We start from the raw sequence: 13,172 nt of genomic DNA, 5'->3' as shown, positions 1-13,172 counted from the left end.
CTGCGATGTGCTATCGTCTCTGTAAACGTTCTTGTAAACGTTTACGAACCTTCGATGATGCAGGGAGCACCAGTGGTCGAGACCAGGAAGTCGACGCTCGTCCTCGTGGCCGAGCGCGCCGGAGTATCGATCGCATCGGTCTCCCGCGTGCTGAACGGGCTGCCGGCCTCGCCGCAGCTCACCGAGAAGGTGCGCGAAGCGGCGGAAGCCCTGGGCTACGTGCCCGACGCCACCGCACGCTCGCTCAAAGTCGGGCGGACCGACCAGATCGCCTTCGCCGTCGCCGACGTCGGAAACCCCGTCTACGTCGCCATGATGCACGAGGTGTCGCGCGTCGTCTCCAAGGCCGGGTTCCGCCTCGTGCTCTCGTCGACCGGTAACGATCCGCAGGACCAGATCGAACTGCTCTCGAGCCTCAACCGAGGCTTCGCCGACGGGCTCCTGCTCAGCCCGCTGCGCGTCACCGAGCCGCTGGTCGCTGCACTGCGGTCGAGCCGGCTCCCGATCGTGATCATCGGTTCGCTGCCGGCCGGCGTCGAACTCGACAACGTACGGGCCGACTCGGTCGCCGGCATCGGGCTCGCCGTCGAGCACCTGGTCGAGCAGGGCCGCAAGCACATCGCGTTCGTCAACGGCCCCGTCGACACCGTCCCCGGTGCGGCTCGACTCAGCGGATATCTGACCTCCATCGAGCGATTCGGCCTCACGACCACCGCCGACCTGCAGGTCACGGCCTCGGACTTCACCTACAAGGCAGGGCGCAAGGCGGCCGCGCGTCTGCTCGCGCAGTCGTCGCCGGACGCGATCGTCTGCGCGAACGACCTGCTGGCCGTCGCAACCCTCAAAGAGCTCACGAGCCGGGGGATCCGCGTCCCCGACGACGTGGCCGTCGTCGGCATGGACGACACGGATGCCGCCGAGCTCGCCAATCCCTCGATCACCAGCGTCGACCTCGGTTCGGCAAAGCGTGCGAAGGCAGCCGCGAAGCTGCTCATCCGGCGCCTCGCAGATCCCGGTGCGCCCGTGAAGCAGGTGGTGATCGAACCGACCCTGTCGGTCCGGGAGTCCTCGGTGCTGGCGGAGGTGACCGTATGACGACGGCCGCACCCGTGGTGATCGCTCCGGGCGATGCTGCCAAGACGCCCAAGCGCCGTAAGCGCAACCGGGGAGGACCCGCGGGCGGCGGTGGGAAGGACGCGTGGCTGCTCGTCCTCCCGGCGTTGATCCCGGTCGTGCTGTTCAGCGTCTACCCGCTGGTCCAGGGCATCCTGCTCGGCTTCACGGATGCCCGTGCCGGGCTCAACCTGCCGGTGAACTTCAACGGCGTCGACAACTACGTGAAGCTCAGCGGCAACCAGCTGTTCTGGAGCTCGTTCGGCATCGGCCTCGTCTGGGCCTTCAGCGTGACGATCCTGCAGTTCCTCGCCTCGCTCGGCCTCGCGCTCCTCCTCAATCTGAACCTTCGGCTGCGCTGGCTCGCCCGCACCCTCGCCCTCGTGCCGTGGGCGATGCCGCCCGTGATCATCGCCATCATGTGGCGCCTGATGCTCAACCCGAGTTACGGGCCGATCAACCAGTCGCTGCACGCCGTGGGTCTGCCGAGCGACATCAACTGGCTCGGCAACGCCTCCATCGCTCTGCCCGTCGTGATCATCGTGGGTGTCTGGGCGGGGATGCCGCAGACCACGATCACGCTGCTCGCCGGCCTGCAGAACGTGCCGGCCGAACTGCACGAGGCCGCCTCGATCGACGGCGCCGGCGCCTGGAAGCGGTTCTGGCACGTCACGCTTCCCGCCCTGCGGCCCATCATCGTCGCCATCACGACGCTCGACCTGATCTGGAACTTCAACTCGTTCGCACTGGTCTACGTGCTCACCGCTGGCGGCCCGGGAGGGACAACGATGCTGCCGATGCTCTTCGCCTACAACGAGGCGTTCCGCTACGGCAACTTCGGCTACGCCGCGGCGATGGGCAACGTCATGGTCATCGTGATCGCGATCTTCCTGTTCGTCTACCTGCGCGGCCAGATGAGGAGCCGTAACTCATGACCACCCTCGAGAACCGCCCGACATCGTCGTCCGCGCCCTCCGGTTCGCCGGAGAAGTCGCACAGCGCCTCCATCCGGCGGGGTCGCCTGATCGGCCGGCCGCTGCAGTACGTCGCGCTGTTCGCCTACATGATCTTCCTCGCGTTCCCGCTGCTGTTCCTGCTCACGACGGCGTTCAAGACGCCGCAGGAACTGCAGTCGCCGAACCCCGGGTTCCTGCCGACGAGCCTGAACTGGGACAACTTCGTGCAGGCGATCGAGAAGGCGAACCTGTTCACGGCCGCAGGCAACAGCCTGATCGTCGCCGTCTCCACCACGGTCCTGGTGACGGCCATCTCGCTTCCGGCGGCCTACGCGCTGGCCCGCTTCCGCACCAAGCTGCGGGGGATCGCCACCGGCTGGATCCTGCTGAGCCAGGTGTTCCCGTTCATCCTGATCATCATCCCGCTGTTCCTGGTGCTCAAGAACATCGGCCTGATCAACAACCTCTTCGGGCTGGTGCTCGTCTACACGGTGTGGTCGCTGCCGTTCGCCTTGTGGATGCTGCAGGGCTACGTCGCCGGCATCCCGGTCGAGCTCGAAGAGGCGGGCGCGATGGATGGCGCGAGTCGTTTCCGCACGCTGCGCACCATCGTGCTGCCCTTGCTCGCGCCCGGCCTGGTCGCCACCAGCCTGTTCACCTTCATCTCCGCGTGGAACGAGTTCTTCTTCGCCCTCGTGCTGATCCAGGACCCCAACCTGCAGACCCTGCCCCTCGCCCTCGCCCGCTTCGTCGGCGCCGAAGGACAGGTGCAGCTGGGGCAGCTCGCCGCGGCTTCGCTGCTGGCGACCATCCCGAGCCTGGTCTTCTTCCTGCTCATCCAGAAACGCCTGACCTCCGGGCTGCTCAGCGGCGCCGTCAAAGGCTAGGCGCACCGCACCACCACCGCATCACCGCACCTCTGCATCACCTCCGCACTCCATCCGAAAGAGAGAAAGCAATGCGCAACAAGATCCTCGCCCGCACGGGCATCGCGCTCGCCGGCATCGTGGCCGCGTCGCTCGCGCTCGCCGGCTGCTCGTCGTCGGGTTCCGACTCGTCGAGCGGCGGCAAAGTCACGCTGACCTTCCAGTCGCTGGCCTACCAGGACACCACCGTCGCCGCGACGAAGAGCATCGTCGACTCCTGGAACAAGGCGAACCCGAACATCCAGGTGAAGCTCCAGCAGGGCAGCTGGGACAACGTGCACGACCAGCTGGTCACGCAGTTCCAGGGCGGCACCGCTCCCGACATCATCCACGACGAGTCGGCCGACATCATGGGGTTCGCCGGCCAGGGCTACCTCGCCGACCTCAGCAAGTATCTGAGCGACGACGTCAAGAAGGAGGTCTCGAAAGACGTCTGGAGCTCGGTGACCACCGGCGACGGCAAGATCGTCGCCGCCCCGACGCTGCTGCAGTCGTACGTCGTGTTCGCGAACACCGACGCGCTGAAGAAGGCCGGCGCGACCGCTCCCACCGGGTCGTCGATGAGCTGGGATGACTTCCAGAGCCTGTCGAAGAAGCTCACCTCGGGCGGGAACTTCGGCACCGGCTGGGGCATGAAGCAGCCGACGGCGACAGTGATGAACCTCGCGCTCGGCTTCGGCGGCACGTTCTTCGACAACAAGGACGGCAAATCGACCATCCACGTCGGCGACGACGAGCTGCAGGTCCCGAACCGCATCCACGACATGGCCTACACCGACAAGTCGCTCGACCCGGTCTCCCTGACCCAGAGCGGCACGGATGTGCTCCCCGGCTTCTTCGGCGGGAAGTACGGCATGTACGTCGGCGGCAACTACGTGGCCCAGCAGATCACCGAGTCCGCTCCGTCCGGCTTCAACTGGACCGTGCTCCCGCCGCTGGCGGGGTCGGACGGCGCCGCCCAGGCGGCCAACCCGCAGACCATGTCGGTCTCGGCCCAGAGCAAGCACGTCGAACAGGCTGCGAAGTTCATCGACTACTTCATGGGCGCGGAGAACCAGGCCAAGCTCGCAGAGGGCGACTGGCTGATCCCGGCGTCGGCTGCGGCGCGCACGCAGGTCGCGAAGGACACCGCAGGCAAGAACGGCTGGGACACCATCCTGAAGTCGGGCGACGAGCTGAAGGCGGCACCGTTCCAGGCGGCCACCGGCTACCCGCAGTGGAAGGACCAGTACGCGACGCCGGCCCTGCAGAAATACCTGGCGAACGCGATCAGCCTCGACGAGCTCAAGAAGCAGCTCACCGACGGCTGGAAGGCGCTCGGCTGACCCCGTCTTCGAGTTTCGGACCTGTTGCGTCGGGATCGGCTGATCGGGCGCAACAGTTCGGACCCGACGGGAGCCGTACGGGCGTCGAGCGATAAGACAGTAGAAACACAAAGGAGAAGGTTATGGACGCGCTGGTCACGAAGGCGACGGGGGCGCTCGCGGGCGCGGCAGTGGGCGACGCGCTCGGTGGAGCGGCGGAGGGCAACACGCCCGACGCCATCCAGGAACGCTACGACGGCTTCATCACCGGCATCGTCCCGCCGTTCCTCGAAGACTGGCGCAACGCCCGCCCGATCGCGCCGTACCACAAGGGCGACGGGCACGTCACCGACGACACCCTGATGACCACGGCACTCGTCGACGTCTACGACACGGTGCGCGATCACCTCGACGCCTACGCGATCGCCGACCACCTGGTGCCGCTGCTGATCGGCGACAAGCGCTGGATCCCCGAGTTCGAGTCGGAGGGCCTGCTTCTGCACCGCATCTTCCTCGCGGAGAAGTGGCTGGTCGCGCGCCTGCACTACGGTCACATCGACCCCCGCGAGGCCGGTGTCGGCAACATCGTCAACTGCGGCGCGACCATGTACGTCGCGCCGATCGGGATCGTCAACGCCGGCGCACCGGAGGCGGCGTACGCCGAGGCGATCGACGTCGCCGGCGCCCACCAGTCCAGCTACGGCCGGGAGGCGGCCGGTGTCTACGCCGCGGCCGTCGCCGAGGCGATGCGCCCGGGCGCCAGCGTCGCCGATGTCGTGGACACGGCGCTCCGGCTGGCCAAGGACGGCACGCGTGACGCGATCGACGCTGTCGTCGAGGCGGCCTCGGGCATCTCCGACTGGCGCGGCGGGCTCGGCGTGCTCCGCGCGGCGGTGACGCCGTTCGACACCGTGGGGCCGAACTACCGCCAGCCCGCTCGGGATGCCCGCATCCCCAGCCGCACCAAGTCGATCGAGGAGCTGCCGATCGCTCTGGGCATGCTCGTCGCCGCACAGGGGGATTACCGCGAGGCGGTTCTCGGGTCCATCAACTACGGCCGCGACTCCGACTCGATCGCCGTGATGGCGGGATCGCTGGCCGGTGCGCTCGACGGCATCGACGCCGTGCCGGCCGAGTGGGTCGACGGCGTGAGCGAGGGCAGCCGCATGGACATCACCGCCACCGGCTCCGTGATCGCCTCGGTCGCGCGGGACGTCTGGGCGGCCGACGCCGACCGGGCGAGCCGCACCGCCGCGTCGCGCTCGGCGTTCGCCGCCGATCTCGAGGTCGCCTAGATGCTCCGGCTGAGCTGGACGCAGCCGGAGGACCTCCTTCCGCACGCTCTCGTCGCCGCCGAGTTCGACGGCCGTGACGTCGCCGACCTGCGCTCGCGATGGGTCGCCGCGGGCGGAACGCCCGATGCAGCGGTGAGCGGCGCGACGCCCGAACCGGCGCCCGACCCGCTGCGCGCGCTGGCTCGCGAGCTCCTCGCAGAGATCGACCAGCGGCCGGCTCCGGCTGCGCTGGTGGCCGCAGAACCCGATGACCTCGACGCGATCCTGGCGGCAGCGCCGGCGGTGTGGGCGGCGCCTGCACCGGAAATGCAGCCCGCCGACCTCGACGATCGCGTGCTCGGCGCCTGGCTGGGCCGCGCATCCGGCTGTCTGCTCGGCAAGCCGGTGGAGAAGATCTCGCTGGAGGGCATCCGGGCCATCGGACGCTCCACCGGCAACTGGCCGATCGCCTCGTACTTCACCGAGGTCGGACTCGATCCGGACATCGCGGCCCGCTATCCGTGGAACCGCAGAAGCCGCCCGACGAGCCTCGTCGAGAACATCGACGGGATGCCGGAGGACGACGACCTCAACTTCCCGCTCATCGCGCTCGGGCTGCTCGAGCGGATCGGCACCGGCTTCACGACCGACGACGTCGCTCAGGCCTGGCTGGACGACCTGCCGGGTGGCCGGGTCTTCACGGCCGAGCGCATCACCTACCGCAACCTGCTCGACGGCTACGAGCCCGACGTGGCCGGAGCCGTGCAGAACCCGTTCAGGGACTGGATCGGCGCGCAGATCCGCACCGACGTCTACGGCTGGGTGAACCCGGGCGACCCGGTCGCGGCCGCACGGCTCGCGTGGACCGACGGTCGGCTGAGTCACGGGCGCAGCGGCCTGTACGGCGCGATGTTCGCGGCGGCCGCCTGCTCCGCCGCGGTGGTCGCGACGTCGGTCTCGGAGGTCGTGGCCGCCGGATGCTCCGTGGTCCCCGCCGGAAGTCGCTACGCGGCCGCGATCGCGCGTGGTGTCGAACTGGGCGCCGGAGACCTCGACGACGAGGCCGCCGTCGACGCGCTGCACGCCGAGTTCGGAAAGCTGCACTGGGTGCACGCGCTCAGCAACTCCGCGCTGCTGGCCTTCGCCCTGACCCGCGGCGACGGCGACTTCGAACGCTCGATCACCCTCGCGGTGAGCGGAGGGTGGGACACCGACTCGGTCGGGGCGACCGTCGGCTCGATCACGGGCGCCCTGACCGGCGCGCGCGGCCTCCCCGGCAGGTGGACCCGTCCTCTGCACGACACCCTCGCCACGAGCGTGCCCGGCTTCGCGGGAGCGCGCTTCACCGACCTCGCGGCGCGCACCGTCGCGCTGGCTCCGGCACCGGCGGCCACGCGATGAGCGTCGTCGTCGTCGGAAGCGCCAATCTCGACCTGGTGTATCGGGTCGAGCGCATCCCCGCGCCCGGTGAGACCGTCCTGGCGACGGGCGCGGACTCCGCTCCCGGAGGCAAGGGCAACAATCAGGTCACCGCCGTGGCCCGCGCCGGAGGCGAGGCGACGTTCATCGCCGCCATCGGCGACGACGCAGCGGGAGACCGGCTCGAGGCCGGACTCATCGAGGCCGGCGTCGACCTGCGCGTGCGGCGCAGCGATCGGCCCACCGGAACCGCGGTGATCACCGTCGACGACGGCGCCGAGAACGCGATCGTCGTCGACTCCGGCGCCAACCGGACGCTCGTCGACCTCACCGACGTCGAGCGCGACCTCATCGCCGGCGCGGATGTGCTGCTGCTCCAGCTGGAGACGCCGCTCGAGACCGTCGAACGGGCCGCCCGCGTCGGGCACGCCGCCGGAGCGACGGTCGTGCTGAACGCCGCGCCCATCCGGCCGCTCCCGGCGGAGCTGCTCAGCACGGTCGACCTGCTCATCGTCAACGAGCACGAGGCGGCGCAGCTGGCCGCCGACACGCACGGTGCGTTCCGCGGACGCGCCGATGAGGAGGAGCTCGCCCAGGTGCTGAGCTCCCTCGGGCTCGCCGTGATCATCACCCTCGGCTCCCGCGGCGCACTCGTCTGCGTTCCCGGGGAGCCTCCGGCGCACGTCGCCGGCCACCCGGTCGACGCCGTCGACACCACCGGCGCCGGCGACACCTTCTGCGGGGCACTGGTCGCCGAGCTCGACCGCAGCGGCGGCGGGCGACCCGATCTCGGCCGGCTCGTCGACGCCGCCGCGTTCGCCACTGTCGCGGCCGCGCTCTCCGTGCAGCGGCCGGGCGCCGTCCCCTCCATTCCCACACTCGAGGAGATTCACGATTTCCGCGCGACCAGCTGACCCGGCCTTCCGGCCCGACCCGGCCCTTCGGCCGGACCCGGCCCTTCCGTTCGATCCGGACGAGGAGAACACCAACGACTTCGATCCGCTGGTGCCGCGCGCGATCGACCTGCCCACCGTGCTCCCCGTCGGAGGCGCGATCGACCCGGCGGTCGGAGACATCGCGAAGATCTTCGCGGCCCCCGACGATCCAGCCGACTGGCCGGCCTGGCGCGCCGATCTCGCGACGTGGCGCACCGAGGCCAGGGAACGCCTCGCGTACAGCGGCGACGCCTACGAGCGCGACGAGACCGGCTGGGCGCGACGGGCGTACAGCGTCGCGCAGATCTGGCTGTGGGACGAGCGGCTCTTCGACCATGAACGCCAGCGGTTCACGGTCGACGCGTTCCTCGACAGCGTCTCCGATCACGGCGGTCTCGACGGCGTCGTGCTCTGGCACGCGTACCCGCTGATCGGCATCGACGACCGCAACCAGTTCGACTTCTATCGGGACGTCCCGGGCCTGGATGCCGTGGTCGCCCGCCTGCACGCGCGCGGCGTCCGCGTGTTCGTCGACTACAACCCGTGGGACACCGGCACACGGCGCGCCGCCGGTGATGACGCGGCCGAACTCGCGGCCCTGGTCGAGGACCTGGGTGTCGACGGCGTCTTCCTCGACACCATGAAGGAGGGCGACTCGCGCCTGATCGACGCGCTGAGGAACGCACACCCGCCGCAGGTGCTCGAGGGCGAGTCCCGTGTGCCGAACGCCAGGGTCGAGGATCACCAGCTGAGCTGGGCGCAGTGGTTCGCCGACTCCGACGCGCCCGGCGTCATGCGCGCCCACTGGTACGAACGACGCCACATGATGCACTCGACCAGGCGCTGGAACCGCGACCACAGCGATGAACTGCAGTCCGCGTGGATGAACGGCACCGGGATGCTCGTCTGGGACACCGTCTTCGGGGTCTGGGTCGGCTGGAACGAACGCGACAAGTCGACCCTTCGTCGCATGCTGCGCGTTCAGCGCGCGCTCACCGACCTCTTGGTCGAGGGGCAGTGGTCACCGCTCGAGGGAGCGTCGGAGTCGGCCCTCCGAGCCGGTGTATACGTCTCGCGGTATGCGAGGGACGGCGTCACGCTCTGGACGATCGTGAACCGGGGGACCGCCCCGTGGAGAGGAGACCCTGTCGCGGTCGATCCGCTGCCGGGATCCCGCCGATTCGACGTGACCGCAGGGCTCTCCGACGTCCGCACGGTGACGGTCCCGGCCCGCGGTGTCACCGGCATCCTCGAGCTGGCACCCGGTGCGACGATTCCGTCGCAGCTGAGCGCGCTGCTCGCCGAGGGTGCGGCCGACGCTCCGTCGACGGACGCGACGTTCCCGGCGAAGACGGCTGTGCGTGTCGTCCCTCGGCGCTCGGCGACCGCGTCGGCACCGGCGGATGCGCTCATCGTCGAGCCGGGCGAGCGCGAGGTGACGGTCACGTTCCGGCGACGCGAGACGGGCTTCTACGAGGGCGCCCCGTACGTCGAGGAGTGGAAACCGCTGCCCCCGCGATTGCACGACGACCGCGCGGAGACCGTCGCCGTCGCGATCCAGGGACGGGTGGCCGTCGCGGCCCGCGAGGTGTCCGCCGGCGAGTTCGCTGCGTTCCTCAGCTCGACCGGATATCGCCCGACGGTCGAAGCGCGCTTCCTGGTCGGGGCACTCGACGGGCAGCTCGACGCTCCGGTCACAGGCATCTCGCTCGGCGACGCGCGCGCCTATGCCGGATGGGCGGGCGCGCGGCTCCCGACGGAGTTCGAATGGCAGCTCGCCGCCGAGCAGGCCGGGTTCGAACGGCGGGCGCCCGCCGTCTGGAACTGGACGGAGAGCGAGCACAGCGACGGCATCACCCGGTTCGTCATGCTCAAGGGTGGCAGCGAGCACGTCTCGAGCGGGTCGGACTGGTACACCGACGGCGATCTGCGCGAGCCGTCGTTCAGCCTGAAACTGGTGCTCGCAGGGCTCGGGGTCGAACGGTCGTCGAGCATCGGGTTCCGGCTCGCCTGGGACGGCGCGGACGACACCGCAGACGGAGACGCGGAGGAGAAGCGATGAGTGCACCCCTGGAGGGCATCCGGGTTCTCGACGTGTCGACGCTGTTCGCCGGTCCGCTGGCGGCGACGTTCCTCGGGGACTTCGGCGCCGACGTGATCAAGGTCGAGCATCCGTCGCGCCCCGACGCCGCGCGCGGCCACGGTCCGGCCAAAGACGGCGTGAACCTCTGGTGGAAGACGCTCGGCCGCAACAAGCGCACCGTGACGATCGACCTCGGCTCGCCCGACGGCGCCGATCTGCTGCTGCGTCTCGTGGCCGATGCCGACGTGCTGATCGAGAACTTCCGCCCCGGCACGCTCGAGCGCTGGGGGCTGGGACCGGATGCCCTGCACGCGGTCAACCCGCGGCTGGTGGTCGCGCGCGTCACTGCGTTCGGGCAGTTCGGGCCATACTCGGGCCGGCCCGGCTTCGGGAGCCTGGCCGAGGCGATGAGCGGCTTCGCGGCCCTGACCGGCGAGCCGGACGGCCCGCCGACGCTGCCGCCGTTCGGTCTCGCCGACGGAATCGCCGCCCTCTCGACGGCCTACGCGGTCATGGTGGCGCTGCGCGGCGCCGAACGCGACGGTCACGGCCAGGTGATCGACCTGGCGATCATCGAGCCGATCCTGATGCTGCTCGGCGGGCAGATCACGGCGTACGACCAGCTCGGAACGGTGCAGCCGCGCACCGGGAACCGCTCGGTGAACAACGCCCCGCGCAACGTCTACCGCACGGCCGACGGCGACTGGGTGGCCGTCTCGACGAGTTCGCAGTCGATCGCCGAACGGGTGCTGACGCTCGTCGGGCGCTCAGAGCTCATCGCCGAGCCGTGGTTCGCGTCCGGTCACACCCGCGCCGAACACGCCGATGAGCTCGACGCCGCCGTCTCGGCATGGATCGCCGCCCGCCCGACCGAGATCGTCGTCGACGAGTTCGAGCGTGCCCAGGCCGCGATCGCGCAGGTGTACGACGTGCGCGGCATCCTGGCCGATCCGCAATACCAGGCGATCGGCACCGTGCAGACGGTCGACGACGACGAGCTCGGGCCGGTCAGGATGCAGAACGTGCTGTTCCGCCTCTCCGAGACGCCCGGGGCGATCCGCTGGGCCGGGCGGCCGCACGGGCGCGACACCGACGAGGTGCTGGCCGAGGTGGGCGTGACCCGCGACCAACTCGACGCTCTGCGGGCGAAGGGGGTCGTGTGAGCGCCCGGGTCGTCACCGGGCTCTACGTGCCCGGCGACCGGCCGGACCGGTTCGATAAGGCGGTCGCGACCGGGGCCGACCTCGTGATCCTGGACCTCGAAGACGCCGTCGCTCCGGGCGCGAAGGGCGTCGCCCTCGACGCCGTCGTGTCCTGGCTCCGCGCGCGCGTCGCACCAGCGGGCGCGCACGATGGGCCCCGGCCCCTCGTGCAGGTGCGGGTCAACCCGGGCGCCGACGACGAGCTCGCCGCACTCCGCGCCACCGGCGCCGCCATCGAGCTGCGGGTGCCGAAGGTCGACGGCGTCGCCGAGCTCGATCGCATCGCCGCGCTGACCGGCGGGCGTCCGATCACGGCACTGATCGAATCGGCGCGCGGTGTCGAGAACGCAGCGGCGATCGCGGCGCATCCGGCTGTCACGCGTCTCGCTCTCGGCGAGTCCGATCTCGCCAGCGAGCTGGGAAGCCGTGATGACGCGGTGATCGACTACGCCCGCGTGCGGCTGCTGTTCGCGGCCCGCGCGGCCGGGCTCCCCGCACCGATGCTGTCCGCCTACCCGGACATCCGCGATCTGGACGGTCTGCGCGCGGACACCGAGCGCGGGCGACGGCTGGGGTGGGTGGGACGCACCGCCGTGCATCCGAGCCAGCTCGCCGTGATCGAGGCGGTCTTCGCACCGACAGCGGACGAGCTCGCCTGGGCCGCCGCCGTGGTCGAGGCGGTCGAGCGCGGCGGCGTCGCGACGCTGGACTCCGGCGAGATGGTGGACCCGGCGATGCTCGGCCGGGCGCGGTCCATCCTCGGGCGCCCGTGATCGCGAACCGGTCGTTCGCGAGCGACGCCCTCGGCGAGCGACTGCGGTACCGCGTGGTGCGAGGGCAAGGCGAGGGACCGCTGCCCGTCGCCTATCTGCTCCACGGCCGCGGTGACACGGCCGCCTCGTGGGAGCCCGTGCTCGACGACCTGGCCCGCCTGCCGCTGATCGCGATCATGCCGGACGCCCCCTGGAGCGCACGCGCGAGCTATTACGTCGACTCGCAGCACACCGCCGGCCGCTCCGTCGAGAGCGCCATCGCCTTCGACCTCGTGGCCGAGGTCGACCGGACCTTCCCGACGATCGCCGATCGAGCGCACCGTATCGTCGCCGGCTACTCGATGGGCGGATACGGTGCCGTGCGCCTCGGTCTCGCGCATCCGGACGTCTTCTCAGGCGTAGCGGCACTCAGTCCCGCCGTGTACGTGCCCGAGCCGCCGGCCGGATCGTCCGCACGGGAGGCCGGAGCGTTCGGGAGCGGGCAGGTGGTGTTCGACCCCGCGCGCTATCGCGAGCTCGCGTATCCCGCCCTGCTCGCCGCGTATCCCGCCGACCTCGACCTGCGGGTGGCGGTCGCGGCGGGAGGGACCGAACCACCGCATCCCGGCGCACCGGCGGCCCTCGCGATCGCGACCCAGGCGCGGGCCTTCGCCGAGGCCGCCGACCGCACGCCGGGGATCCACGCCACCTATCGGGAGTACCCCGGCGGCCACGATTTCGGGGTGTGGCGTCCGGCGCTGCTCGACGCGCTCAGGCAACTGCTGCCGCCCCGCTGACGGCGGGCTGCCGCGGCTCCCTCAGCGGCGCTCGACCTTGTCGAGCATGCCCCACACCGCCTCGCTGAGTTCCGGATGCTCGAGCGCGATGCGGCGCAGCACCTCGTACTCGAAACGCACGAACAGGGCACGACCGGCGGCGGGATGGTGGGCCCGCGCCTGCTCGTCGGCGAGGTCGAACATGTCGATCGCGACCGAGCGGAGGGCGATCACCACCTGCTCGTCGACGCTCGGGAGTTCTGGGATGAACTGCCACGGGTCCTCGCCGGCGCGGCAGCGGTGCTCGATGATGGCGGACAGCTCGTCGCGGGCCTGCTGGCGCAGGACTTCGACACTCGTGGGCACCTGATCCGCCACGGCCGTCCTCCTCCTGCACATCTCGGGTCGTCGTCCCGACCGCCGCTCCCCACG

Annotated in this window: 12 protein-coding genes; 11 read left to right on the top strand and 1 reads right to left on the bottom strand. The window is 70.5% G+C overall.

Going from position 1 to position 13,172, the window contains the following annotated elements; genetic code table 11:
* Positions 1-54 precede the first annotated feature (54 nt).
* From PKE84_RS01060 to PKE84_RS01010, 11 genes are all read left to right on the top strand, one after another.
* Entirely contained in the window at positions 55-1,095 is a 1,041-nt protein-coding gene (locus PKE84_RS01060) for a LacI family DNA-binding transcriptional regulator (RefSeq protein WP_271175344.1), read from the top strand.
* Positions 1,092-2,048 carry a carbohydrate ABC transporter permease gene (locus PKE84_RS01055; RefSeq protein ID WP_271175343.1) on the top strand — a complete coding sequence of 319 codons (957 nt, stop codon included), beginning with the start codon at positions 1,092-1,094 and terminating at the stop codon, positions 2,046-2,048. The genes PKE84_RS01060 and PKE84_RS01055 overlap by 4 nt, the downstream gene beginning before the upstream one ends.
* Positions 2,045-2,956, top strand: coding sequence for a carbohydrate ABC transporter permease (locus tag PKE84_RS01050; RefSeq protein ID WP_271175342.1), 912 nt, complete (start codon positions 2,045-2,047; stop codon positions 2,954-2,956). Before PKE84_RS01055 ends, PKE84_RS01050 begins: the two co-directional genes overlap by 4 nt.
* Positions 2,957-3,027: 71 nt before the next feature.
* Positions 3,028-4,320 carry an ABC transporter substrate-binding protein gene (locus tag PKE84_RS01045; protein WP_271175341.1) on the top strand — a complete coding sequence of 431 codons (1,293 nt, stop codon included), beginning with the start codon at positions 3,028-3,030 and terminating at the stop codon, positions 4,318-4,320.
* Positions 4,321-4,442: 122 nt separating this feature from the next.
* Positions 4,443-5,594 (top strand): ADP-ribosylglycohydrolase family protein, encoded by a 1,152-nt coding sequence (locus tag PKE84_RS01040; RefSeq protein ID WP_271175340.1) that lies wholly within the window; start codon positions 4,443-4,445, stop codon positions 5,592-5,594.
* Positions 5,595-6,974 (top strand): ADP-ribosylglycohydrolase family protein, encoded by a 1,380-nt coding sequence (locus PKE84_RS01035; protein WP_271175339.1) that lies wholly within the window; start codon positions 5,595-5,597, stop codon positions 6,972-6,974.
* Positions 6,971-7,906, top strand: a complete 936-nt coding sequence (locus tag PKE84_RS01030) for a ribokinase (protein WP_271175338.1) — start codon at positions 6,971-6,973, stop codon at positions 7,904-7,906. Before PKE84_RS01035 ends, PKE84_RS01030 begins: the two co-directional genes overlap by 4 nt.
* Positions 7,907-7,997: 91 nt before the next feature.
* Positions 7,998-9,989, top strand: a complete 1,992-nt coding sequence (locus tag PKE84_RS01025) for an SUMF1/EgtB/PvdO family nonheme iron enzyme (protein WP_271175337.1) — start codon at positions 7,998-8,000, stop codon at positions 9,987-9,989.
* Positions 9,986-11,173, top strand: coding sequence for a CaiB/BaiF CoA transferase family protein (locus PKE84_RS01020; protein ID WP_271175336.1), 1,188 nt, complete (start codon positions 9,986-9,988; stop codon positions 11,171-11,173). Before PKE84_RS01025 ends, PKE84_RS01020 begins: the two co-directional genes overlap by 4 nt.
* Positions 11,170-11,985 (top strand): HpcH/HpaI aldolase/citrate lyase family protein, encoded by an 816-nt coding sequence (locus PKE84_RS01015; RefSeq protein ID WP_271175335.1) that lies wholly within the window; start codon positions 11,170-11,172, stop codon positions 11,983-11,985. The genes PKE84_RS01020 and PKE84_RS01015 overlap by 4 nt, the downstream gene beginning before the upstream one ends.
* Entirely contained in the window at positions 11,982-12,761 is a 780-nt protein-coding gene (locus PKE84_RS01010; protein WP_271175334.1) for an alpha/beta hydrolase, read from the top strand. Before PKE84_RS01015 ends, PKE84_RS01010 begins: the two co-directional genes overlap by 4 nt.
* Positions 12,762-12,782: 21 nt before the next feature.
* On the opposite strand, the gene PKE84_RS01005 is transcribed toward PKE84_RS01010, so the two are convergent.
* Positions 12,783-13,118, bottom strand: coding sequence for a hypothetical protein (locus PKE84_RS01005; RefSeq protein WP_271175333.1), 336 nt, complete (start codon positions 13,116-13,118; stop codon positions 12,783-12,785).
* Between the last annotated feature and the right edge of the window lie 54 nt (positions 13,119-13,172).

It is taken from the genome of Leifsonia poae (genome assembly GCF_027921845.1).
Taxonomy (GTDB): domain Bacteria; phylum Actinomycetota; class Actinomycetes; order Actinomycetales; family Microbacteriaceae; genus Leifsonia; species Leifsonia poae.
Note: the sequence above shows the minus strand (reverse complement) of the source record. Positions and strands in the feature narration are given on the sequence as shown.

Coding starts and splice junctions, on each gene's coding strand:
- PKE84_RS01040 (WP_271175340.1), top strand. CDS start 4,443: ATGGACGCGCTGGTCACGAAGGCGACGGGGGCGCTCGCGGGCGCGGCA.
- PKE84_RS01030 (WP_271175338.1), top strand. CDS start 6,971: ATGAGCGTCGTCGTCGTCGGAAGCGCCAATCTCGACCTGGTGTATCGG.
- PKE84_RS01055 (WP_271175343.1), top strand. CDS start 1,092: ATGACGACGGCCGCACCCGTGGTGATCGCTCCGGGCGATGCTGCCAAG.
- PKE84_RS01060 (WP_271175344.1), top strand. CDS start 55: ATGATGCAGGGAGCACCAGTGGTCGAGACCAGGAAGTCGACGCTCGTC.
- PKE84_RS01045 (WP_271175341.1), top strand. CDS start 3,028: ATGCGCAACAAGATCCTCGCCCGCACGGGCATCGCGCTCGCCGGCATC.
- PKE84_RS01035 (WP_271175339.1), top strand. CDS start 5,595: ATGCTCCGGCTGAGCTGGACGCAGCCGGAGGACCTCCTTCCGCACGCT.
- PKE84_RS01050 (WP_271175342.1), top strand. CDS start 2,045: ATGACCACCCTCGAGAACCGCCCGACATCGTCGTCCGCGCCCTCCGGT.
- PKE84_RS01020 (WP_271175336.1), top strand. CDS start 9,986: ATGAGTGCACCCCTGGAGGGCATCCGGGTTCTCGACGTGTCGACGCTG.